At 58.8% G+C, this 23967-nt stretch carries 20 protein-coding genes and 1 pseudogene; 11 read left to right on the top strand and 10 right to left on the bottom strand.

What is annotated here, in order from left to right; genetic code table 11:
* Window positions 1–106: 106 nt before the first annotated feature.
* From rplY to G505_RS22260, 3 genes and pseudogenes are all read right to left on the bottom strand, one after another.
* A pseudogene (rplY, locus tag G505_RS0102680) lies at window positions 107–391 on the bottom strand (50S ribosomal protein L25); the annotation flags it as partial.
* Window positions 392–507: 116 nt separating this feature from the next.
* A complete protein-coding gene (gene mepK / locus G505_RS0102675; protein WP_028108178.1) occupies window positions 508–1050 on the bottom strand; it encodes a peptidoglycan L,D-endopeptidase MepK in 543 nt (180 codons plus the stop codon).
* 142 nt (window positions 1051–1192) lie between these two features.
* A complete protein-coding gene (locus G505_RS22260) occupies window positions 1193–2671 on the bottom strand; it encodes a L,D-transpeptidase family protein (protein ID WP_157508989.1) in 1479 nt (492 codons plus the stop codon).
* A 525-nt stretch (window positions 2672–3196) separates the two neighbouring features.
* On the opposite strand from G505_RS22260, the gene G505_RS0102665 reads away from it, so the two are divergent.
* On the top strand, window positions 3197–3661 hold the full coding sequence (locus tag G505_RS0102665; protein ID WP_342662875.1) for an HU family DNA-binding protein: 465 nt from the start codon (window positions 3197–3199) through the stop codon (window positions 3659–3661).
* Between the two features lie 42 nt (window positions 3662–3703).
* On the opposite strand, the gene G505_RS0102660 is transcribed toward G505_RS0102665, so the two are convergent.
* From G505_RS0102660 to G505_RS0102645, 4 genes are all read right to left on the bottom strand, one after another.
* Window positions 3704–5476, bottom strand: a complete 1773-nt coding sequence (locus G505_RS0102660; RefSeq protein WP_028108176.1) for a DUF885 domain-containing protein — start codon at window positions 5474–5476, stop codon at window positions 3704–3706.
* Window positions 5477–5533: 57 nt separating this feature from the next.
* The gene (msrQ, locus tag G505_RS0102655; RefSeq protein ID WP_035385008.1) at window positions 5534–6166 is read right to left on the bottom strand and encodes a protein-methionine-sulfoxide reductase heme-binding subunit MsrQ; all 633 of its coding nucleotides are present in this window, start codon (window positions 6164–6166) and stop codon (window positions 5534–5536) included.
* Window positions 6166–7185 (bottom strand): protein-methionine-sulfoxide reductase catalytic subunit MsrP, encoded by a 1020-nt coding sequence (msrP, locus tag G505_RS0102650; protein WP_028108174.1) that lies wholly within the window; start codon window positions 7183–7185, stop codon window positions 6166–6168. The genes msrQ and msrP overlap by 1 nt, the downstream gene beginning before the upstream one ends.
* 95 nt (window positions 7186–7280) lie before the next feature.
* Window positions 7281–8255: a LysR family transcriptional regulator gene (locus tag G505_RS0102645; RefSeq protein ID WP_157508988.1), complete on the bottom strand. Its 975-nt coding sequence runs from the start codon at window positions 8253–8255 to the stop codon at window positions 7281–7283.
* Window positions 8256–8507: 252 nt separating this feature from the next.
* Here G505_RS0102645 and rmuC point away from each other — a divergent pair, with 252 nt between their 5' ends.
* From rmuC to cdd, 7 genes are all read left to right on the top strand, one after another.
* Entirely contained in the window at window positions 8508–9827 is a 1320-nt protein-coding gene (rmuC, locus tag G505_RS20360) for a DNA recombination protein RmuC (RefSeq protein WP_051215823.1), read from the top strand.
* A gap of 30 nt (window positions 9828–9857) precedes the next feature.
* Window positions 9858–11747 (top strand): transglycosylase SLT domain-containing protein, encoded by a 1890-nt coding sequence (locus G505_RS0102635; RefSeq protein WP_028108172.1) that lies wholly within the window; start codon window positions 9858–9860, stop codon window positions 11745–11747.
* A gap of 70 nt (window positions 11748–11817) precedes the next feature.
* Complete coding sequence (locus G505_RS0102630; protein ID WP_028108171.1) at window positions 11818–12723, top strand: AAA family ATPase; 906 nt, start codon at window positions 11818–11820, stop codon at window positions 12721–12723.
* Complete coding sequence (locus G505_RS0102625; protein ID WP_028108170.1) at window positions 12720–13634, top strand: DUF58 domain-containing protein; 915 nt, start codon at window positions 12720–12722, stop codon at window positions 13632–13634. The genes G505_RS0102630 and G505_RS0102625 overlap by 4 nt, the downstream gene beginning before the upstream one ends.
* Window positions 13624–15603: a transglutaminase TgpA family protein gene (locus tag G505_RS20355; RefSeq protein WP_051215822.1), complete on the top strand. Its 1980-nt coding sequence runs from the start codon at window positions 13624–13626 to the stop codon at window positions 15601–15603. The genes G505_RS0102625 and G505_RS20355 overlap by 11 nt, the downstream gene beginning before the upstream one ends.
* 101 nt (window positions 15604–15704) lie before the next feature.
* Complete coding sequence (gene sbcB, locus G505_RS0102615; protein WP_028108169.1) at window positions 15705–17114, top strand: exodeoxyribonuclease I; 1410 nt, start codon at window positions 15705–15707, stop codon at window positions 17112–17114.
* A gap of 116 nt (window positions 17115–17230) precedes the next feature.
* Window positions 17231–18118 (top strand): cytidine deaminase, encoded by an 888-nt coding sequence (gene cdd, locus G505_RS0102610; protein WP_028108168.1) that lies wholly within the window; start codon window positions 17231–17233, stop codon window positions 18116–18118.
* A 138-nt stretch (window positions 18119–18256) separates the two neighbouring features.
* Here the strand turns inward: cdd and G505_RS0102605 are convergent, their stop codons facing one another.
* From G505_RS0102605 to G505_RS0102595, 3 genes are all read right to left on the bottom strand, one after another.
* A complete protein-coding gene (locus G505_RS0102605) occupies window positions 18257–19123 on the bottom strand; it encodes an NAD(P)-dependent oxidoreductase (protein WP_028108167.1) in 867 nt (288 codons plus the stop codon).
* Between the two features lie 141 nt (window positions 19124–19264).
* Complete coding sequence (locus tag G505_RS0102600; RefSeq protein WP_028108166.1) at window positions 19265–19726, bottom strand: hypothetical protein; 462 nt, start codon at window positions 19724–19726, stop codon at window positions 19265–19267.
* Window positions 19727–19737: 11 nt separating this feature from the next.
* Window positions 19738–21804: an LruC domain-containing protein gene (locus tag G505_RS0102595; protein WP_028108165.1), complete on the bottom strand. Its 2067-nt coding sequence runs from the start codon at window positions 21802–21804 to the stop codon at window positions 19738–19740.
* A 272-nt stretch (window positions 21805–22076) separates the two neighbouring features.
* Here G505_RS0102595 and G505_RS0102590 point away from each other — a divergent pair, with 272 nt between their 5' ends.
* From G505_RS0102590 to G505_RS20350, 3 genes are all read left to right on the top strand, one after another.
* Window positions 22077–22958, top strand: a complete 882-nt coding sequence (locus tag G505_RS0102590; RefSeq protein WP_028108164.1) for a LysR family transcriptional regulator — start codon at window positions 22077–22079, stop codon at window positions 22956–22958.
* A gap of 309 nt (window positions 22959–23267) precedes the next feature.
* A complete protein-coding gene (locus G505_RS0102585; protein ID WP_028108163.1) occupies window positions 23268–23483 on the top strand; it encodes a Flp family type IVb pilin in 216 nt (71 codons plus the stop codon).
* A 49-nt stretch (window positions 23484–23532) separates the two neighbouring features.
* Window positions 23533–23943: an A24 family peptidase gene (locus G505_RS20350; RefSeq protein ID WP_169628183.1), complete on the top strand. Its 411-nt coding sequence runs from the start codon at window positions 23533–23535 to the stop codon at window positions 23941–23943.
* Window positions 23944–23967: the final 24 nt, after the last annotated feature.

Below are 23967 nucleotides of genomic sequence, written 5' to 3'. Positions count from 1 at the left end.
AAAGAGAGCCAGATCACACCTGTAAACCAACCGGGACGGAGTCAGAGAGCGACGGACACAAAAAAAGCGCCCCTGGGGGCGCTTCTCTCAAACCTGCGCGAGATTAAACGCGCTTAAAGTCGATGTGGGTAACTTTAGGCTTGTAGGGGTGACGCTGCATGTCCTGAGCCTTCACCTTAACGGCTTTGCCATCGATGTTGATGGTCAGCTCGTCAGTGTAGAAGTTCTCGTTCTCCTGGGCTTGCAGGATTACGTTGTGCTCCAGCTCGATAGCAACGGCTTCTTCGCTGCCGCCATAGATGATGGCGGGTACTTTGTCAGCATGACGCAGGCGGCGGCTCGCACCTTTCCCCAGGTCAGTACGTACAACAGCTTCAAATACTAAAGACATAGTTATTACCTTCAATGTCAGAAAAATTAATGCCACCGCTTGCGACCAGCAGTGGCACTTTGCAAAAAGCGGACGGAGTCTACCATGAGCGGCGGAGGATCACCAGCGTCCTGTGATCACCATTGTCTGACCCGGCCGGTATCCACATGAACAAACCCTGACTTGGGATAGTAACCCACTCCGCCTCGCTTCAATGACAAGGCCGCGTTTCTCAGGCGGGACAGTTCCACACCCGGAATGGCGATGTCTATGGCCATTCCCTTCATATGGTAGCTCTTCTTAGCCACCTTGGAGGACTGGCCGGCCAGCATGGCGTTGGTCTTGGGGCTGCGATAACCGGAGATAATCTCGATACGGCGATCGGTACCCAGGGTTCGGGTCAGGTCGTAAAGGAGTTCATAGAGGCCGTTATCCATGGGCATCGCCTCACCGGTGCGATGATCCCTGAGAACCTGATTGAAAGCCTCCAGGGCCGATGAGTCGTATTGACTTGGGGTCCAGAAGGTCTGGCTGGTGCTCTCGCCAGTATGGCGATTGTAGAAACTCAGGCGCTTGGGGGCGGACAGGCTGGCATGGGCCGTCAAGGGCAGCTGGCTCAAGGCGGCGGCGGCTCCAATCCCCATAAGAATCTTGCGTCTATTGTTATCAAAAGCGGTCATTCAGCGGTTCCAGTACATCTCTAAAAGAGGCCGGCAAGGGTGCCGGCGCCACTAAACTAACGGCTATAAATTGTACTGGCAAGAACTGAAATGGGTGCTACCACTTCGATGGAAACGATAAGGTGTTGAGAATCAATCCCCTTTAACCGCCGAAAGTCGATCTCATTGCAATGGCATTTTTGTGATCCGCATCACCATCCTGATGGTAGATGTCCCTGCGATAATGGGCTACGCCATTGTGGGAGACCCAGGCACTCCAATACACCAGGTACACCGGCAGCGGCCGCTTCAACCTGAACCACCTTGTCTCCCCCAGCCCCCTGGCATGATTAAAGCGCTTCAGATCCACCTCTCCTTCGAAAGCCAGTTGGCGAGCCAGGAGGTCGGCCCCCTCTACCCTGACACAGCCCGAGCTCAAGGCTCGCCGGGACCGGTCAAACAGCTGCTTCTCCGGGGTGTCGTGCAGGTAGATCGCCTTACTGTTGGTCAGATGAAACTTATATCGTCCCAGGGCATTGTCATCCCCGGGCCGCTGAGACAGGCGGTAGGGAAAGTGGCCACCGGCGGCCAGCTGCCACTGTTCGGCCGAATACTGCACCGGCTCTCCCTGTCGGTCATAGGCATCAAACCGTTGCCTGGTCAGGTAATCACCGCTCAGGCGGATCTTGGGCAGGAGATCCCGCCAGATAATGGAGCGGGGCACGTTCCAGTTGGGGTTCACCACCAGGCTGACCACCTCGGTTGTCATTCGGGGAGTGCGTCTGCTGTTTCGCCCGACAATCACTCTGGTGCTGAACTTCTCCCCTTGTGGGGTGACCCAACGCAATCGGTACTCTGGGATATTGACCAACAGATAGCTTTCGGCAAACCGGGTCCGATCATGCCACTGCCTCAGGGTGTTCCTGGCCAGCCTCTGTGCTCGGACTCTGGGGGACACTCTGAGCCAGGCTCGGGTCCTGGGTCCCACCACTCCGTCGGCAACCAGGCCATGGCGACGCTGAAACGCCTGCACTGACAGGAGCAGCCCCTCATCATAGAGTGAGCCGCTTACCTGACCTTGGTAATCTCCCAGCTGTGTCAGCACCCAGCGCAGATGGTCAACCTGAGGGTGGGCGTCGCCGGGTTCCAGTAGCGGCGCCGGATCGAACTCTGGCCAGGCGAGGTCCGCAAGCTCCATCAACCTGGCCACGCGACTCCGTGCCAGGCGATACACCATAGCTTCTGGAATCAGGTCTAAGACCCGCTGCTCCAATCTCCCCTGCTCCGCCGCTTTCAACAGAGGATATTCCCCCCCCTCCGAAGCCATCAGCAGAAACGGGGCTTCTCCCAGGCCATCGCTGCCCAGGGGGCGCTCACTCAATTGGAGGTTAAACTGCTCGATCAACTGAAACCCAAGCAGCAGCAACCTGTCCCTCTCCTCCACCGGCAAGTCAGGCAAGCTCAGATTCTGATGCAGAGAATGGAACTGGGGGGACACATTGGCGGCAGACAGGAAAGCCAGCTGTAGGGTCAGCTCTTCGGCGGCTCGACGCTGATCCTGAACCGCCTTCCACAGGGGCATGGGCTGGGCAGCACACCCCAGAGTCCAGAATATCGCCATCAGACAAAGCCGCTTAATCAAAAGCTGCCTCCTTATCTTGGTAAGGACGGCGTAAGTCAATCACGCCCCACAATAAAATCAGACCAGTATTTTTTGTGCCCTGTTTCACCAGGGAAGAAGATAAGTATGGCAAGCCTTTGGCAAAGGCAGAGGAAAAATCGCCTCTGGGGCTGTCAGAGTATTGATTTTCTTAGCGCATTTCCCATAGGAATGAGTCAGATAAAAAAAGCCCCCGGAATGAGCATCCGGGGGCCAGGGATTTCAAGGTCAAAACAATAACGAGAGGGCATGTCGGCCCGTCGATGCTCACTTTAAGGCCGTAAGATTGCAGTCATATGACAACAATGATCGACACTCTGCCGACCACAGGCTGGCGCAAGATCACGCTTGGCATCCACAGCCTAAAACCGATCACAGAGAACACATCCACCAGAGCATAATAATCATCTGATATCAGCCACTTAAACAGACAATAGAGGATTCTGGACCCATCCCGCCGACCCCTTCTCTTTTTTCGCCCTCGCCGTGAGCCAGTTCACAGCAAACATGCAACAAACCTCATACACTTCAAAGCGTTTAATGTTCCCAAGCATGTCATATTGCGCTGTCCTTTTTAGGGTAGCGCTTTCTTTTGCCCCGAATCGAGTAAAGGGGCACCAGTCAGCCCCCACCACCGTCGATTCGGCGACAAAATTCAGGTATAAAGCCGCTCCTGCGCATCAACCTGAGAGACCCATGAATCGGAAACAATTGATTCAAACCATGGCGGCCCGCAGCGGCCTGAACCAATCCCAATGCCAAGCCAGTCTGTCCCAACTGCTGAACACCATCGCACAAGCACTGCATGAGGGGGAGAAGGTCTATCTGCCCAAACTCGGCGTATTCGAAGTCCGCCACCACCTGCCCAAGAGCGGTCGCAACCCCATCACCGGGGAGACCATCGAGATTCCGTTCCGCTCCAGTGCCGCCTTCCGTCCCAGCGATGCCTTGAAGGCCGCCCTCAAAGGCTAGGTCAAAAAAATCCGGCCACCTGGGCCGGATTGTCTGCGTCGACTACTGCATCAACTGACGGATGTACTTCACCGGTGATGAGCCGTAGCTCAGGAAGGTCTCGTGGAATCGCTGCAGGTCAAAGTTGTTCCCCTGCCTGCTCTTCTGCGCTTCCCTCAGGTCGTAGATCTCACGGAAACCGGAGTAGTAGGAGGTCAGCTGCACCTGGCTCAGAGTGGCACGGCGCCACTTCTGCTCTGCCTCCTCCTGCTGCTGGAACGCGCCGTCCACCATATGGGCCAGGGCCTGTTCACGGGAGATCCCCTTCACCTGAATCTCATAATCGAGAATGGTGTTGGTGATCACCCTCAGGTTCCACTTCCAGTACATCAGCCACAGCTCCGGCTCGAAGCCGCCGTAGCCCTGCTCCAGCATCACCCGCTCGGCGTACACCGCCCAGCCCTCGATCATGGCACCATTGCCAAACAGGCTCTTCACCAGGCTGGGGGACTCATTGGAGTAGACCAGCTGGGTGTAGTGACCGGGGATCGCCTCATGGATGTTGAGGATCTGCAGAATCCAATGGTTGTACTCCCTCAGGTAGCTCTCCGCCTGCTCTTCGGTCATGCCATCGAGAGGCGTCACGTTGTAGTAGGTGTTGGCCTGCTTATCGTAGGGGCCCGGAGCAGAGATGGAGGCACCGGCAAACCCACGCATGTAGGCGGGGGTTTCACGCACCACCAGAGGCTTGCTGGGATCCAGGGTGACCAGCTGAGTCTCATTGACGAACTGCACCAGCTCAGGGATCTGTTTGCGCACTTCGGCAACAAAGTCCTCCCGTTTCACATGGCGGGCAGACAGGTGATCCACCAGTTCCCGGACCGCCTCAAGGTCATCCATCGGCATCCCTTTGCCGGGGAAATATTTGGGCCACAGTTGCTGGGTGATGGTGATCATCTGCTTCTGAGCCTGATCCCGGTCCGCCAGCGCCTTTTTATAAAGCTGCTTTGCGGTCATCCCCGCCTGGATATCCAGGGCAAACTTCTCCTCATACAGGGTTTCGCCGATGCGGAAGGAGCGCGGGTTGCCCTTGTTCAACTGGGCCACCTGGGCCTCCAACCAACCGATGTGGCTCTGGATCGCCTGTTTGGCCACGAAGAAACGATCCTGGAACAGGGCTTTGTCGCTGTCGCTCAGGCCAGACTCCATCGCCTGAGCCAGCATGGCGTCGGAAAAGACACTCAACGCCCCTTTGTTCTGCAGCAGCGCCAGCTCGGTATGCTCCAGGGTGGGGTTGTTGATGTTGTCACGGGCGGCGCGGTAGTACTCAGGCACCCTCTCCATACGACCGATAATCGCCGTCAGCCGCGTTTCCAGCGGCGCATAGGGTTCGTTCATCAGCCGGGCAAAGGGACCGGCCACATTGTAGTTGGCGGGGTTCCACTGCCAGGATTTGAATCTGGTGTTTTCCCACTCCATCTTGTCCAGCACATTGGTGATCAGGGCCAGATCGATGCGAGCCCCTGCGGTCATCTCCACTTGACTGAACGGCGCCATTTGGGCACGCCACTTGGCCACAAACTGGGCATCCTGCAAACGGCTGTCGTTGTCCGGGATCACCAGTTGATCGGCGTATTCGTAAAAACCGCTGTAGAGAGCCCAGGTGGGAGAGTGGCGCCACAGATCGTCGACGAAGGACTGGCTGACGGCATCAAACTTTTGAGCCTGACACTCGGCCAGGCAGGGGGGCGGGGTCAATTCGGCGGCAGACTGGCTCTGGCAGCCCGCCAGCCCCAGACTGGCCAGCAGTGCCAGGGCGGCAACTTGGGTTTTCATGGTTCACTTCCCTGATGGATTGAATGTGGCAAGTAAACCAGAAAAACGGGGCCGCTGTCAGCCCCGGTCTAGGCCGCGGTTAAAGTTGGTAACAATTTGTTGATACAACACTATTCGCTTGCGGCGCCAGGCCAGCAGTCCCAGGCAGGCCAGCAGATAGAGTGCCGGTTCGTACCAGCCGGACTTCACCGACCACCAGAAATGCACCGGTACCAGTACCGCAGCCAGATAGACCCAGTTATGCAGTGTCTGCCAGCGACGCCCCAGCCGCCGCTGCATGGCACTGGTGGAGGTCGCCGCCAGGGCAATCAGAATCAGCAACGCCGCCATCCCTACCAGAATGTAGGGGCGTTTGACGATTTCGCCCAGCAGCAGTCCCACATCCCCCAGCAGATCCAAGCCGAGAAACGCCGCCACATGCAGCAGGGCATAGGCGAAGGCCCAGAGCCCCACCAGCCGGCGCACCCGCATCAGCCCCCCCATCTTCAGCCCCTTGGCCAACGGGGAAACCAACAAACTGAGGATCAGGCCATGAATGGCCCCCATTCCCAGAAAGTGGATGACATACTGCACAGGATCCCCCCCGGCAGCCCCGGCCTGCACCGCCAGCCACAGGTAAGCCAGCGGCAGCAGGAAACCAAGGTGCAACAGGGTTTTCAGGGCCAGAATCCGCCCTTGGGTCAGTTTCATCAATACCAGCGCCTCAAATTCAGCTCGGTGTACATCTGGGCCACATGCTCACCATAACCATTGAACATCTCCGTAGGGATCCGCTTGGCGGAAAGCAGGCCCCCGGCGCCGATACGGCGCTCACTGGCCTGGGACCAACGTGGGTGATCCACTTGCGGGTTGACGTTGGCGTAGAAGCCATACTCATGACTGGCCAGAAGATTCCAGGTGGTCGGCGGCATCTTCTCCACCAGCTTGATGCGCACGATGGACTTGATGCTCTTAAAGCCATATTTCCAGGGCACCACCAGGCGAATAGGCGCCCCATTCTGCGGTGGCAGGGTTCGGCCATAGAGCCCTACGGACACCAGGGTCAGCGGATTCATCGCCTCGTCCATACGCAGCCCCTCCACATAGGGGTAATCGATACCACCACCCACAAAGCGGGAGGCCTGCCCCGGCATCTGCTTGGGGTCATAGAGGGTTTCAAAAGCGACATACTTGGCCCGGCTATTGGGGTTGGCCCGTTTGATCAGCTCCGCCAGGGGGAAACCCAGCCAGGGGATCACCATAGACCAGGCTTCCACGCAACGCAGGCGGTAGATGCGCTCCTCCAGGGGCATGGAGCCTATCAACTCCTCCACATCCAGGGTCAGAGGGGTGTCCACCTCCCCATCGATGGTCAGTGTCCAGGGGCTGGTCTTCAGCCCCTGGGCGTGTTTCACCGGGTCGGTCTTGCTGGTGCCAAACTCATAGAAGTTGTTATGAGTGAGGATCTTCTCCTCGGGTGTCAGCTCATCAGTAATGCCATAGTTGCGGCTGACCTCGAAAGCGAGATCGCGGCGTGGAGCCAGATCGACGCTCTCGCTCTCCGGCTTCAGCCAATCCAGCAGACCGGCCTGTACATTCAGAGGCAGGCTGGCACTGATGGCGCCCAGCCCCAACGCCTTGGCGATCTGACGCCTGGCCCTGAACACCTCCTCCGGCGTGACATCCTTCTCTCGGTGTTTGTCCCACGCTTTTCTGGCTAAGTACTTCATCCACACACTTCCTTACTCTTGGGTTAACCAATAAGACCCAGAAAGGCCCCATATGATTTCACCCAGTTTCAAGAAAACGCTGTATCAGTACCGAGTTAGCCTTCGTAGTTTCGCTTAACGAACTGAGTAAGGGCTTCGACCAACCATCCAGGACAGAGGCTGGGTTTGTTGCAATGCAGGTAAACCCCCAGATTGGTGGAGTTGCCACTGAACAGGCTGTGCAACTTGCGTCTCAGCAGAGCCGGCATGGTAACCGCCACAATATTGCCGTGCGCCTCCAGATACTCCTGGCTGCCTCTGCCACCAATGATGGAGTAAGCCCTCCCTTCCTGAAGAATGGCCACCAGATCGGGCAATGAGGACACCCTCGCCTCAATCTCAAGTGTTCTCCCCATGGCATTGGCGTAATCCTCCATGGGATCACGACCCTCATTGAAGGAGGGAAGCTCATTGACCACGAAGGGAAAATCCAACATAGCCAGGTGCAATTCGGCCTTCCTTTGCCAAATAGGGTGATCTTTTACGGCGACCACCATCGGGTTGTTGTTGTAACAGATCAGCCTTGATTCCACATGCTTCCAGGGCTCAAACCCATAGTAGATGGCCATATCAACCTGATTGCTGTCATTGGGGGCCACAGGCTCGGTGCCTCCGGTTACCACGGCAATATCCAGCTTTTCTCCCCGGGCTTCCGCCAGGGTGCGCAGGTGTTTCAACAATCCCTGACTCAGGGCCGTCGGGGTCGAGATTCGAATCCTGGCATTGGAGTTGGCGGCCTCTGGCTGCATCAGCTCATGGGGCATCTCCTTGGCCATCTCCAGCAATGCATCGGCTCTGGGGTAGAGACGCATCGCCAAAGGAGTAGGCTCAAAGCCGCGTTGCCGACGGACAAACAGAGGGTCATTGAAGGTGTCTCGCAAGCCGCTTAAGGTTCGGCTCACCTTTGAGGGCAGCACATCCAGGGATTCAGCCACCTTATTGGAGTTCATCTTCTGGCTGAGAAGCACAAAGACTTCCAGATCAAACAGACTGAGCCGCCTCAGCCTTCGCCAGGTCAATATGTCGTTCATGGCCACCTTCAGCCTCCTGGTTTAAGAGGCTGTATAGTTTGCCATGTTCTCCCGGCCCACAAGAGATAATGACGAAAAAATTTCAATGTGTGATAGCACAGACGTTCGCTATGCAATCATTGGAATTTCCATTTTGCAGAAACTGCAACGCCCTCAGCAGGCTGCTTTTGCACCGCTTGGCCTCTTGCCCCTTGATAGCGCTGCATCCCGGTGCCACCCTAGGCTTCATCACCCCTTGAGAATCAAACTGCTATGACTCTGGACCCCCTTACCCTGGGCCTGCTGGCCCTCACTGCCCTGCTGGGACTGATTCTGGGCTGGGCCCTGCAATTCGGGCCCCGTCGGCGTGCGGAGCAGGACGCCACCGCCCTGGAGGTCACCGCCGCCAACCAGCGAGAGCAACTGGAGAAACTGGAGTCCCAGCTGCAGGAGAAGGAGAGATACCTTAACGACCTCCATGGCGCCCTGGCCCAAAGCCGGGCCAAGGAGGAGGGGGTGCGCCAACAGCTGCAACAGGCGCTGCAGAGCGAAAAGCGCCTTAGCATGGAGTTTGAAAACCTGGCCAACCGCATCTTCGACTCCCAGAGCCGCCGCCTCACCGAGGCCAACAACAGCCAGTTGGGGGCCGTGCTCAACCCGTTGCAACAGCAGCTCGACGGTTTCCGCAAACAGGTACAGGAGAGCTACACCAGCGAGACCCGGGAGCGTTTCGCCCTGAAACACCAGCTTGAGGATCTCAAGGCCCTCAACCTGAGGATGAGTGAAGACGCCCTCAACCTGACCCGGGCCCTCAAGGGCGACAACAAGGCGATGGGGAACTGGGGCGAGGTGGTGCTCGCTCGGCTGCTGAGCCAGAGTGGCCTGCGTGAAGGTCACGAATACGACACCCAGGCCGCCCTGAAGCAGGAGGATGGCAAACGCTACCAACCCGATGTGGTGGTTCACCTGCCGGACGACAAGGATGTGGTGATCGACTCCAAGGTTTCCCTGGTGGGCTACGAGCGCTTCTTCAATGCTGAACAGGACGCTGAGGCTGAGCAGGGGATGCGCGAGCATCTGGCCAGCATCCGGGGTCACATCAAGGGACTGGCAGAGAAGGATTACCACAAGCTGAAAGGGATCCGCACCCTGGATTATGTGCTGATGTTCATCCCGGTAGAGCCGGCCTTCATCGCCGCCATCGAATCGGACCCGGACTTGGTAAATTTCGCACTGGAGCGGAACATTTTGCTGACCAGCCCCACTAACCTGATGGTAGCCCTTCGTACCATCAACAACCTGTGGCGCTTCGAGCACCAAAGCCGCAACGCCCAGGAGATCGCCAGTCAGGCGGGTAAGATCTACGACAAGCTGGTGGGCTTTTCCGACGATCTGCTCAAGGTGGGAAGAGCCCTGGAAACCGCCCAAGGCAGTTATGACAAGGCGGTCAACAAATTCTCCTCCGGGCGTGGCAACCTGCTGCGTCAGGCGGAACAGATGAAACAGCTGGGCGCCACCACCAGCAAACAGCCTCAGGCATCTCTGCTTGAGGACGCCCTCAACCCCACCCTGGACGAAGCAGCGGGGGAATAAGGGCGACTGAACACGAACAAGGGAGGAGCAATGGGTTGGATTGCCCGGACGCTGATATTGGTATTGGCTCTGCTGAGCGCCCACAGTTGGGCACAAGCGACTCAACGGGAGGCCTTCGAACAGGCGATGAACGCCATCGAGTCCGGAAACCAGGCTGAATACCACCTGCTGAGAAAACGGCTTAAGACCTATCCCCTGGCGCCCTACCTGGAGTTCGAGTATCGCACCACCCAGATGAGTGAGCTGACCACCCAGCAGGCGGTGGAGATCCTGGCCAGCCTCACCAATACCCCCCTATACGACAGCTTTAAACACCGATTCCTGATGCAGGCGGGCAAACGCAAACGCTGGGACAGCTTTGTGGCCATCAGTCCCCAGCCGCCAAGAAGCACCGACCTCAAATGCTACTTCTATCGCGCCAAGCGGACCCTGGGCGAACCAGAAGTCGCCTGGGAAGGGGCCAGCGAGCTGTGGCTGACCCCGAAAAGCCTGCCCGAAGCCTGCACCCCGCTATTGAAAGAGTGGCGTAAGGCTGGACGCAGAACCAACGAACTGATTTGGCAGCGGATGCTGCTGACCTTCGACGCTCGTCAGGGGCAACGCCTGGCCTACCTCAACACCCTGCTCAAGGGGGAGTGGCAAAGCCGGGGTGAACGCCTGGTGCGCCTCTACCGATACCCCAGAGAGGTGCGCAAAAAAGGCCATCTCCAGCGCTACCCCCAGGGGCCGCAGATGGCGGCGGCGGCGCTGAAACGCCTGGCTCGATCAGACGCCGACTACGCCCTCAAGCAGTACTTCAACTGGCAGGGAGAGCTGGGTGAACAGGAAACATCGGTACGACGGGAGGTGATCCGCCGCGCCCTGGGTGACAACATCTGGACGGAGCAGCTGGCCTCCCTGATGGAGCAGTATCCCGATGATGACCTGATCATCCGCCGCACCCGCCAGCTCATCGGCAACGGCGACTGGGCCCAAATCAACCTGTGGCTGTCGCGGATTCAGGATGTGGAAGCGGACGACTGGCGCTACTGGCGCGCCCGGGCGCTGGAGGAGCTGGGACTGGAGCAGGAGGCGATGGCCGCCTACCGTGAACTGGCGAAGGAGCGCAGCTATTACGGCTTCCTGGTCTCTCAGCAACTGGGGCTGCCCTACAACATGAACACCACCCTGCCCAGCCCCTCAGTCCAGGCCAGCAACAAGGTCGCTCAGTTACCCGCCCTGCTGCGAATTACCGAGCTGATGGCCTTGGACAGACTGCCGGAAGCCCGGGCCGAGTGGCGCTGGCAACTGCTCAGGGTAACCAAGGAGGAGCAGCATGCCCTGACCGCCCTGGCCGATGAGATGGGCTGGCACTTCCTGACAGTTCAGGGCACCATCACCGCCAGAGCCTGGAATGCCATCCCATGGCGCTTCCCCAACGCCTACAACGACGAGTTCAACCGCCAGGGCAAGCACTGGCAACTGGACCCGGAGCTGCTGCGTGCCATCGCCCGACGGGAAAGCGCCCTCTACCCCAGGGCCCGTTCCGGCGCCAACGCCTATGGCCTGATGCAGCTGCTGCCCTCCACGGCCAAGGAGACCGCCCGGCGCATCGGCACCTCCTACACCGGACGCAGCCAGCTCTATGATCCCGGGTACAACATCCGCCTGGGCAGTGCCTACATCAGTCAACTGCTGGAGCGCTATGAGGGCAACCGCATCCTGGCCACCGCCGCCTACAATGCCGGCCCCCACAGGGTCAGCCGCTGGCTGAAGCGTTCCGACGGTAACCTGGCCACCGACCAGTGGGTGGACACCATCCCGTTCAGGGAAACCCGCGACTACGTCAAGGCGGTGCTCAGCTACCAGCTGATCTACAACGACCTGCTGGGCACGCCCGGTCTGCTGCTCTCCGAAGAGGAGCTGCGCCGCCGCTACTGAGCCGCCTGGGGCTCACGGCAGTGCCGGGCTCGACTATCCTTGAGGGTGTGATAACCCCAAGGAGCGCAATATGGTGCAGAGCCTGGCCCCCGTTCTCGGTCAGTTGCAGCAGGTGGTGCTGGATAAGCCCAGGGAGATCAGGCTGGCGCTGGCATGTCTCATCGCCCGTGGCCACCTGCTGATAGAGGATCTCCCCGGGATGGGAAAGACCACCCTGTCTCAGGCCCTGGCGACCACCCTGGGCCTGAGTCACCAGCGGGTGCAGTTCACCGCAGATATGCTGCCGGCCGATCTCACCGGCTTCTCCATCTTCTCTCCGGACTCCCAGGAGTTTCGCTTCCACCCCGGTCCACTGTTCAGTCAGGTGGTGTTGGCCGATGAGGTGAATCGTGCCAGCCCCAAGACTCAGAGCGCCCTGCTTGAGGCGATGGCCGAACGCCAGGTCAGCTGCGATGGCACCACCCGCTCCCTGCCCGATCCCTTCTTTGTCATTGCCACTCAGAACCCTCAGGAGCAATCCGGTACCTTCCCGTTGCCCGAATCCCAACTGGATCGCTTTATGATGAGACTCAGCCTGGGTTTCCCCAGCCTTCACTCGGAAAAGCTGTTGCTGCGGGGCGATCATCTGGCGGACAGGGTGCGGGAGCTGCCGGCCCTGCTCAATGCCGCCGATCTCAGCCTGATGCAACAACAGGCCGACGCCATCGCCGTTGCCGAACCCGTGCTGGATTATCTGCTGGATCTGGTGCAGCTCAGCCGGGACAACAATGAAGGCCTGCTGCCCCTCTCCCCCAGATGCAGCAGAGCCCTGCTGGCCGCCGCCCGCGCCTGGGCATTGATGGACAGTCGCAGTTTTGCCGTGCCCGACGATGTTCAGGCGGTGTTTGCCGCCGTGGCTGGCCACAGGCTGGGGACCGGAGAGAGGGGCAGTTCCGGCGCTCAGCGGTTGCTGGACAGGGTAAATCCCATCCGATGAAGATTCCGAGATTCTGGCAACCACCGGAGATTCAGGCCTGCCCTAATGCACGCCTGGAACACAACGACATTCTCATCCTGCCTTCAAGATTTGGTCTCTTCTATCTTGCCCTTGCCGGGGTGCTGTTTGTCTTTGGCTCCAACTACCAGAACAACCTGATCCTGATCCTCTCCTTCCTGATGTTCAGCCTGTTCAGCTCCTGCCTGCTGATCTGCTTTCGCAACCTCTCCGGACTCTCATTGAGGTTTCAGCAGGGTCGCTCCAGCTTTGCCGGCCAGCAGGTGGGGTTTCCCCTGGAGCTGATCAGCAACCGTGAACGCCACGCACTGACACTGAGCCTGGACGAAGGTGCCCAGCAGCGGCTGCAGTTGTTGGCCACCCCGGGGCAGCGACTCGAGCTGGGAAAGCCGGGAAGAGAGCGAGGCAGGCTGAGCCCCGGCAGGGTTCGCGTCAGCAGTCACTACCCCCTGGGTCTGTGCCGGGTCTGGGCCCATATCAGGCCAGAGGTAGGGTGTTGGGTCTGGCCCAGCCCGCTGCCGCCAAGCCAGTCCATCCCTGCGGTGTCCTCCCCATCCCAGACCAGCCAGTGGCAGGAGCTGGATGGGCTGTGTCCCTGGCAACCCGGCCACAGCCTCTCTCGAATGGACTGGAAACAGCTGGCCAGACAGCGTGGCAAGATGCTCAAGCAGTTCAATGAACACAGTAACGAGGCCTACTGGCTGGAACTCAACCCTGGCCACGGCGATCTGGAGCAGCACCTCAGTCAGTTGGCCGGTGCGGCGCTGCACTGCCAGCAGCAGGGGATTCCCTTTGGGCTCCGGGGAGCTCGTATGACGATCACCCCAGGGCTGGATGGCGACCACCTGGGCAGAGTTCTGGACAGGTTGGCCGAGGTGCCCCATGGGGGCTGACTCCCCTCAGGCAAACCTGCGCCAAACCCTGGGGTGGCTGCTGCTGACCCAGCAGATGATGGTGGTGCACCTGATTGGCATCCTGCCGGACTGGGCTCTGGCCATCGCCAACCTGACCCTGGCCTGGCGGCTGGCGATCTTTCTCGGAAAAGTCCCGCCGCCCCGCCCGGTTGTGCTGTTTCTGATCTCATTGATGGTGCTGCTGAGCCTGGTGCCTCTCTACCTGAGGGAAGGGCTGGCCATCACCCTGTCGGTGATGATCGCCCTGGCCTACAGCCTGAAATCCCTGGAGGTGCGCTCCCGGCGGGACATCCTGGTGCTGACCCTGGTGGGCTTTTTCCTGATCTCCCTGAGCCTCATCCCCCAGCAATCCCCGCTGAAACTGGCCTCGGCCCTGGCGCTGTTCACCCTGAACATCACCGTACTGCTGAGCCTGCACAGCAGCAGCTCTGCCCGCAGCAACCTGGGCACCACCCTGCGGCTGGCCCTGTTCAGCCTGCCCATGACCCTGCTGCTCTATCTGCTGATCCCCAGGGTGGACCCTCTCTGGCACCAGGGCGTGCGCCCGGGGGCGGAAACCGGCCTGAGTGATACCCTGTCCCTGGGGGAGATTGCCGAGCTGACCCAGTCCACCGAAATGGCCTTCAACGCCAGCTTCGAGCTGCGACCTCCCCAGGAGCTGCTCTATTTCCGGGTGTGGATTCACAACCTCTATGATGGCCGTACCTGGCACGGCGCCCGCCCCTACCCCCTGGACGCCATGACCGCGACCCGGGCGGAAGAGGGGCACCTGTACCGCATCAGCCACTGGTATTCCGGAGTCAGACTACCCACCCTGGCCATGAGCCAGGGACTCTCCCCCGGCATGCGCCCTCTGGGGGACGGACTGTGGCAGGGAAGGAATCCCCAGGATCAGGTGCTGAGCTGGCGGCCCAGGGCAGTACCGGCGGCCCCTGCGGCGATCGCCGAGGCCCTTAAGCTGCCTCCGTCGGGCAATCCCCGAGCCAGACAACTGGGACAATCCCTGATGGGCCTTAGCCAAAGAGAGATTGTCCACAGAGTGCTGCTCAGGTTCAGGGAGCACCCTTTCCACTACACCCTCTCTCCACCGGCGACGGGCCCCGATGAGATAGACGACTTCCTGTTTGAGACCCAGGCCGGATTCTGCGGTCACTATGCCGGCGCCATGGTGTTTGTACTCAGGGCCGCAGGCATTCCCGCCAGGCTGGTCACCGGCTACCAAGGAGGGCGCTGGCTGGGCGACAGCAACCGGCTTCAGGTGCGTCAGCTCAACGCCCACGCCTGGGTGGAGTACTGGCTGCCCTCTCAGGGATGGGTCCGCAGTGACCCCACCAACATGGTGGCGCCGGACCGGGTACAGATACTGGGGGAGCAGCGATTGGCCCAGTGGTGGGGGCTGACGGGCTGGCTGAAGGAGAGCCCCCCGGTGCGCACCCTGGGCGCCTGGGCCGACAGCCTCAATGCCCTGTGGCATCAGCAGGTCAGCGGCTTTGACCGCCTCAGTCAGCAGCAGTGGCTGAGCCAGTGGCTGGGACGCCTCTCCGTTCAGCACCTGCTGCTGCTGGCCGCCGCCATCATGCTCGGCACCCTGCTGATTCACCTGAAACTCGCCAGGATGCTGACCCCGCCCAGACTGCCCTCTCTGGAGCTGCTGCTGTGGCGCTGGTTGTCAAAGCGCCTGACCCAGCTCGGTGCCCGACCAGCCCCCGCTGCGTCGGTATCCCAACTGGTGACCCTAACCCGGAACCACTGCCCAGCTGCTGCTCTCCCGGTTCGCCACCTGCAACGCCTCTTCAACCGTCTGCGCTACGCCGATCCCCCCGCAAGTCAGCGACGACTCCTCAGGCTGGCGATGTGGCGCCAGTTCCGCAAGCTGCGCCAGGTCCTAAGAGCAGGCAATGGCACAGCTTCCCCGATGGATGTCAGCAAGAGTGGCCCAAGTGGCTAAACGGCCATCGGCCCCGGCCAGCGGACCAACACCCCCGACGCTGTCGCCGGCGGCACACTGGTGTATACTCAGCCCAAATTCCTGTAAAAGACCGAGTTTCGATGACCGACGGCCCAAGCCTGCTGTGGCACGACTATGAAACCTGGGGTGCCAACCCTTCCTCCGATCGCCCGGCGCAGTTCGCTGCCATCCGCACCGATCTGGATCTCAATCCCATCGGCGAGCCCATTGAGCTGTTCTGCAAACTGCCCGCAGATTACCTGCCCTCACCGGAAGCGATGTTTGTCACCGGCATTACCCCTCAGCGCGCCAACCGCCTGGGCGAAGTCGAGGCGCAGTTTATCGCCAAGGTGGAAGCGGAGATGGCCAAGCCCGGCACCTGCACCGTCGGTTACAACTCCATCCGTTTCGATGATGAAGTGACCCGCTATACCCTGTATCGCAACTTCCATGATCCCTATGCCCGGGAGTGGCAGAACGGCAACAGCCGCTGGGACATCATCGATCTGGTGCGCGCCTGTTACGCGCTGCGTCCCGAAGGCATAGAGTGGCCCTTGCGCGACGACGGCAACCCCAGTTTCAGGCTGGAGCACCTGACCGCCGCCAACGGCCTGGATCATGGCAATGCCCACGACGCGGTGTCCGATGTGCAGGCCACCATCGCCCTGGCCAAGCTGATCAAAGAGGCTCAGCCCAAGCTGTACGACTGGTTCTTTGGCCTGAGACGCAAACAGGCGGTGGCCAAACTGGTGGACGTGCTGGCGATGAAGCCCCTGCTGCATGTCTCCTCACGCTTCCCTGCCAGCCAGGGCTGCGCCACCCTGGTGATGCCCATGGCCTGGCATCCGGAGAACCGCAATGCCGTGGTGGTGGTCGACCTTCATCAGGACGTCACCCCGCTTATCGAGTGGAGCGCCGAGCAACTGAAAGAGCGCCTCTATACCCCCAGCCGTGAGCTCGGCGAGGGTGACCTGCGGGTGCCGGTGAAGCTGCTGCACTTCAACAAGAGCCCCTTCATCGCCCCGGCGGCCACCCTGGAGGATGCCCAGGCACAAAGGTTGGGACTGGATAAGCAGCGCTGCCGGGACAACTACAAATTGCTGCGCACTCATCATCAGCAGGTTCGGGAGAAGCTCACCGCCCTCTACAGCGAAGAGTGGCCCTCCGACGACAGCCGGGATGTGGACCAGCAGCTTTACGGCGGCTTCTTCTCCGATAGCGACCGCAGTCAGATGGAGCTCATCCGCACCACCGCCCCTGAGCACCTGGCAGCGCTCAATCCCCAGTTCAGCGATCCCAGGCTGGCCCCGCTGTTCTTCCGCTTCCGGGCCCGCAACTACCCGCAAACCCTGTCTGAGCAGGAGCAGAAGCGCTGGCAAAGCCACTGTCAGGAAAGGATCAACGATCCCGAATATGTGATGCGCCTGGAGCAGTTAGTGGAGACTCATCAACAGGATGAGACCAAGATGGGGTTACTGAAAGCGCTCTATCATCATCTTCAATCGTTGTAAATTAAAGAAATGTTGCCCACTTCCTCTATATTTGGAAGTGGGTGTGATCGGCATCACATCAGAACGATCCGCAACCACCTAAACTGTAACCCAGTTTCATAATTTGAGGATTGAGGATGAGTACCCGTTTTGCCGACGCGTTGACTCAGATGCCCGAAGCCTTGGCGGAGGCGGTAGCCCCCATGTTGACCGAGCATTTTGCCGGCCACCTGTCCGCCGAACAGCTGAAGGAGCTCAGTGAGAAATCCGGCTTAAGTGGCACCGAGCTGTACCTGGCTCTGCTGCCCATCGCTGCGACACTCTCCTACGCGCCCATCTCCAACTTCTTTGTTGGCGCCATCGCCCATGGGGTGTCTGGCGACGCCTATATGGGTGCCAACATGGAGTTGGTAGGGGAAGCCCTGTTCCACTCCGTTCACGCCGAACAATCTGCCATCAGCCACGCCTGGCTGGCAGGCGAGCGTAAACTGGTGGGGATCACCGTTAACTACTCTCCCTGTGGCCACTGTCGTCAGTTCATGACCGAGCTGAACAACAACGACGGCCTGACCATCCGCCTGCCCGAGCAGCAGCCGCAGCCTCTGACTCACTACCTGCCCTACGCCTTCGGGCCCAAGGACCTGGGTATGGAAGATGGCCTGCTGGACGGCAACGATCATGAGATGGTACTGGAGAGCGATGACTCCCTGGTGCAACGTGCCCTGCGTGAAGCCAACGCCTCCTACGCCCCCTACTCCAAGACTCCGGCGGCCATCGCCCTGGAAACGGACACTGGCCGGGTGTTTGTGGGTCGCTACGCCGAAAACGCCGCCTTCAACCCCAGCCTGCCTGCGATGCAGATCGCCCTGAACGGTATGGCTCGTATGGGACTGTCCTTCGACAGCATCCACCGCGCCGTGCTGGTGGAGAGTGCCCGAGGCCAGATCAGCTTTGTTCACAGCGCCAGCGATGCCCTGGCCACAGTCAGTCGGGTGAAGCTTGAAGTTTTCAAAGCGGAAGCTTAATAAGAGCGTCAAAAAGATGCAGGCGGGTCGACGCCGCCTGGTCTTTAACCGGGGTCTGAATCAGGACCCAGGTTGGAAAATGAGCGCATAACCTCTTGGTGACAAGACAAAAAAATGCCGCCCCTATGGGCGGCATTTCTATTTGGGTAAGCGCAGTTTCAATGAGGAGGTGTCCATACGGCTGCCACCCAGTCGCTGCACCTCGGCGTAGAACTGGTCCACCAAAGCGGTCAATGGCAGCTGAGCCCCGTTGCCTCTGGCTTCATCCAGGGCGATGCCGAGATCTTTGCGCATCCAGTCCACGGCAAAGCCAAAGTCATACTCATCTTTGAGCATGGTATGGCCACGGTTGTCCATCTGCCAGGACTGAGCCGCGCCCTTGCCGATCACCTCCAGCACCTTGTCCCCGTCCAGGCCCGCCTTCTGGGCAAAATGCATCCCTTCGGCCAACCCCTGAACCACACCGGCGATGCAGATCTGATTGACCATCTTGCACAGCTGACCGCTGCCCACAGGCCCCATCAGTTCGGCGCACCTGGCATAGGCATCGATCACCGGTCGCGCCGCCTCAAACTGCTCCGGTTCACCGCCGGCCATCACGGTGAGCGCACCATTCTCGGCGCCCGCCTGTCCCCCGGAAACCGGCGCATCCACGAAGCCGATGCCCTGCTCGGCAGCCATGGTCGCCAGCTCCCTGGCCACATCGGCCGAGGCTGTGGTGTGATCCACCAGCACCGCACCTGAGTTCATCCCCGCCAGGGCACCCTGGGTGCCAGCCACAACCTGGCGAAGATCGTCATCATTGCCCACACAGACAAAGACGAACTCACACCCCTGAGCGGCATCCTTGGGGGTCAAGGTATAGCTGCCGCCATACTGCTCCTGCCAGCGCTGTGCCTTGGCGGTGGTACGGTTGTATACGGTGACATCATGTCCCGCCTGCTGCAGGTGACCCGCCATGGGGTAACCCATGACGCCCAATCCAATAAAGGCAACCTTGGCCATTGTTTTCCCTCTGAACAACGAAAGTGGATTCATTGTGTGCCAGATGAGTCTGGATTGCGAGCCTCTGGAGAGCAAAACAGCAGAGCAGGCAAGTGCTTAATCCGGCCACCCGCCCCCTTGCCTGCCTCGGAACATCCTCCGTTACAACTCCCACTCAATACGCTCGGCTGGCAATGGGAACAGCTGCTGCAGAGGCGCAGTGTCACCGTGATACCACACCTCCACCAACAGCTGTTGCTGGTCGTCAGCGGCCATCAGCGCGGCCTCAAACCTTCCGCCTTCGGTCACGCCCGCCGCCAGCCGATTCTGGTAGTCGGGCCGATAACTTGCCCCCGTCCCACCGAAGCTGGCGTACAGCGCCACGTAAGCGGAACGGTCTGGATTCACCGACACCAACACCGTCAGTTCACTGCTGCTGGCAAAATTCATCTGGGGAGAGGCCACCAGATCCGCTGTCGTCTGAGGTGGTTGTGGGGTATCCGGTGTTGCCGGCGCGTCCGGCACCGCGGGGGTTACCGGATCCGGTGCCGACGCACTGTCTCCACCACCTCCGCCACAGGCACACAGAAACAGGGTGAACACTGCCGCATTGAAACTCTTCATATTCCATCTCCTCAATCAAACAGCTTCTGCTGCACGCCATTACTCTTCTGATGCCAGTCGGTATACTGGCCACCGTCATACTCCAGGTACTTTTCGAAGTTGGGGTAAGTCTGCAACAGGTCCTGCTGCTCTGCGGGGTAGCTCCACTGATGATTGAACTCCAACGCCCAGGGCAGGCTGTTGCCGGTGCGGTAGTAACGGCCGCTGCCGGGGTTGCTGTCATCCTGCTCGCGACCAAAATATTGGTCACTGGCAAGATCGGTGGGCGGGAAGTCCGCCATATGGATCTCCAGGGCACGACCTGGGGGAGCATCGAAACCTGTCCTTGCCTTACCCGGGCTGGCAAAGATAAAAGGGTCGAAAGGCGCACGGGGCATGGCGTTGGCCGGGACCCCCTGGGCAAACTGAATGTCCAGCTCAAACGGCATCTGAATCTCATCATTGCAGCCCTGTTCGGTGCGATAGTAGAGACAGCTGGAGACATACTCCGTTTTCAGATCCTCGCTGACCACAAACACCGCATTACTCTGTCCCGCTTCGAGACCTGCCCCCTCCACCCGGCTGCCCGATTTGGTCAGAGTAGACCCACTGCCGATGTTGGTACGGCTGATGCCAGGCAGATGCAGCGCCAGGCCATTGTGGTAAGCCGCCCCAACCGCACGCAGCTGACCGGTCACCTTAACCCGGGTTATCTGCCCGGATTCCAGGTACTGGGTGAATTTCAGGTCAACCACGACGTCATTCATGTCGTAGTCGGGCATCCTGGGCCAGCGGTCTTCAAAGGCGACGGTGGCCCACCCGCTGCTGGGATAGTGAATCTGGGTCACCCCCGGGGCAAGGACGGCTTCTGCGTAATCCTCCACTTCACCATCCGGCGCGCCGCCGCGAGAACGTACCCCGGCATCGGACGCGATACGGAACCGGGTCTGCACCACTCCCGAGGCAGCGGCAGGTACGGTTACCTGAATGTCGCTGCTGCCAACGGCCAGCCACTCATCCTGCACCGCGTGTTCGCCGGCGTCATCGAAGTCGCCATCGCTGTTCCAGTCGAAAAAGCCCTGGAGGTAACCCGCTTGTCGGCTGACTGACACACCAATAATGGCGGCCTGTCCGGCGGTCAGGCCATTCTTAAAGCTGATGCCGTCCTCGTCATTAAGCCCTACGGACTCATCGGTCCTGGGAGATTTGTAGCCATCCGACTCGGCATCCACCTTGCTGCCCAGCATGGGACCTTGCGGCTCCAGGCTGTGACGGGCACCGTTCTCCTCCATGGTGGTGCCGTAGCTGTCCGGGGCATCGCCAAAATCGACATTGTCGGCCACCACAGGCGCGATGGCGCAGCGGGCACCATCGTTTTGATTGGAACTGGGGCCATTAGCGTAGAACTCCGCAGTCGGATCCAGCTGCTCGGGATTGCGCAGATCCAGCCGGAAGATATTGCCGTCCTGGTTGCGGCTGATGTAGTAATAGCCACTCTTGTCGAAGTAGCCGGCGCCAAAAGTGCCGGTGACGCCGCCATACCCCAGAATCTCACGACTGCCGTCACTGGTATCAATCTGATACACCGCGCCGCTGCCGTTATCCACCGCATACAGCTCTCCATCATCCGGGTGAAAGGCAAAGTCGGTGAGGTTCATCGAGGTATCCGCTCCCGGTATCTTCACCGCTTTAAGGTAGTTCGGGTCGGACGCCGACAGGGAGATGGCGTAGAGGCCATGATTCTTATGGTAGATCCAGTAGGTGTTGTTGGTGACGTCCCCCACATAGAAGTGAACACCGGAGGGCAGACCGGAAACATTGAGCACTTGGGCTTCGTAATCACCACCAACACGCACCACCTTCAGCTGACTCTTACTGAATCCGTAAATATAGTTATCCGTCTGGTTGAAACCGATGGCGTTCACATTGCCAGCCAGGGTCAAATCTTCTTTTAAAACCTCATAATCACCGGTCACCAGGTCCACTCCATACACCGTGGTGTCCTTCTGAAACAGGAAGGCTTCCGTTGGACAGTTTTCAAAAGGTGTGGCAGCGACGCCCGTTGAGACGGTCAGTAGCAGTGTGGCTATTCGGGTCATCTTTTCCTCTCCAAACAATGGTTTGCGAGGGATTATGAAATTTCCGTGCCAATACAAAAAACTCTATTAAGTCAGCGACTTGAAAAGTTAAAGCCCAACATTTTTGCATAACGCAACAAACGCAGATGAAAAAAAGTCACCCCTGAGCGGCATTCACTATTGATCTTGACAGACAAAAACGCCAACAATAATTATCTCTAATGAGTGGGCCCCCAATAATCGACCCATTTCTTCTAAATAACTTGTGCCCAAGTTTTATTAGGAACCGCTTTATGAAACTGCAACTGGAAGCAGTCAGAGCCTTTGTTGCTGCCGCCGAGGAAGGATCCTTTACCGCCGCAGGACGACAATTAAAAAAGACCCAAGCGGCCATCAGTCAACAGGTGCAAAACCTGGAGATTGATTTGGGCTTCGATCTCTTTAGCCGTCAGGGTAAATACCCCAGACTCACAGAAAAGGGACAGCGTCTGCTCAAAGACGCGAGGATGATGCTCTCTCAGGTGGAGCACTTCTCGGAACAGGCCCGCTCCCTGGAGGGCGTCGCCGAACCCAGGCTGCGCATCGGAGTCGACCCCTTGGTGGGCACTCCGGAACTTCTTTCCATCATGTCAGAATTTGCCGAGACCTTTCCCCATGTGGAGCTCTATCTGGTTCAGCAAAACAGTCAGTCGCTCCTGCAAAAAATCTCAGATGAACAATTAGATGCAGTTCTTGGCCTGTTCCCGAAAACCGATATGGTGGACTTCACCTCCATTGATGCTTTTCAGATAAGCAGTCACTGGGTCGCCTCGCCTCAGCTGGCCGAATCTTTGGGGCAGCCGATCCGTTACGCCAACCTGTGCCACTCCAGGCTGCTTTTGCCCACCAATTTGCCGGAGCAATCCATGCGCAAAATGACCGATATGGTGCAGGTCTGGCAGGTAGAGGATCTCAATACCCTGCTGAGTTTCTGTCGCAGTGGCATAGGCATCTCCTGCCTGCCTGACTTCGTCATTAAGCAGGATTTGGAAAAAAACAAACTGACCCCTATCCAGTTTGACTTCGACCGAATTTCTCAATTTGATTGGCGTGCAACATTACTGTGGCCCAATGGCCATCAATTCCATGATGCCGGGCTGTGGCTGTTTAATAAACTGGCAAACGCCCGTCAATAATTATTGACTCATCAAATTTGATGATTTTTAAAGGGAGCGAAACTTGTTCGCTCCCTTTTTCGTCTATACTCAGACACTAATACCCGACTATCCCACTGCTCAACCTATACCAAATGGTACACTCATCAAAAATTAATAATAAATCAGGTGGATGCAACCAATAACTAAGCTATTGAAAATACTATAACCACGCCCTTATCCATAAGCCTCTCTTATGGAACCCATCTTTTTAAGGTCACAACATCTCAATAACATCAATTCCGTGATTCATTCACGCCTAAATATGTTTATAAGGAGATGACAGTGAACATGATCAAAACCTACGCCAAAGTCCAAGCCGCCCTGACCACCTTCAAGCGCGACGAGCGCGGTGTGACCGCCATCGAGTATGGCCTGATTGGTGTAGCTATGGCAGCCATGCTGGCCGGTGTACTAGCTTCCACCGATGGAAAGTTTCTTGCCGAACTTCAGCAAGCTTTTGAAAGCATCGCAAAGAAATTAACAGCAGCAACACCAACTACCTAAGCAAGGCGGAAGTTCCACTGTGCTTCCATCTTTATCCGCTGTTATTACATTGGGAGCATGTTGGATCGCCCTGTGGGATGTCCGCCACCGGCGGATACCCAACGGCCAGGTGGGGCTGCTGCTGCTGCTCACCTGGCTGGCCGCCCTGATGGGCGGCAACTGGCCGGAGGCACTGCAGAGTTTCACCCTGGCCACAGTTATCGGCCTAGGTCTCTACCTGGTCCGTTTCTGGGCCGGCGGCGACGCCAAGCTGTATATGGCCCTGGCGCCGCTGATGACCCCGGATGAGCTGCTGCGCGCCAGCTTCTGGATACTGCTTATCGGCGGTGTGCTGGCCGCAGGCTACCTCATCAAGTACCGAATTTTTGACCGGAGCAAGGAAGACCCGGGACTCCCCTATGGCCTCGCCATCTTGCTGGGGGTGGGATTCCAGCTTCTGATCTCGACGTCCAACACCTAAAACAGTCGAACGGCGAACCACATT

Origin of the sequence: Ferrimonas futtsuensis DSM 18154 (genome assembly GCF_000422645.1) — a bacterium.
In the GTDB taxonomy this organism is placed as follows: Bacteria; Pseudomonadota; Gammaproteobacteria; order Enterobacterales; family Shewanellaceae; genus Ferrimonas; species Ferrimonas futtsuensis.
This window is presented reverse-complemented; position numbering and strand designations above follow the sequence as displayed.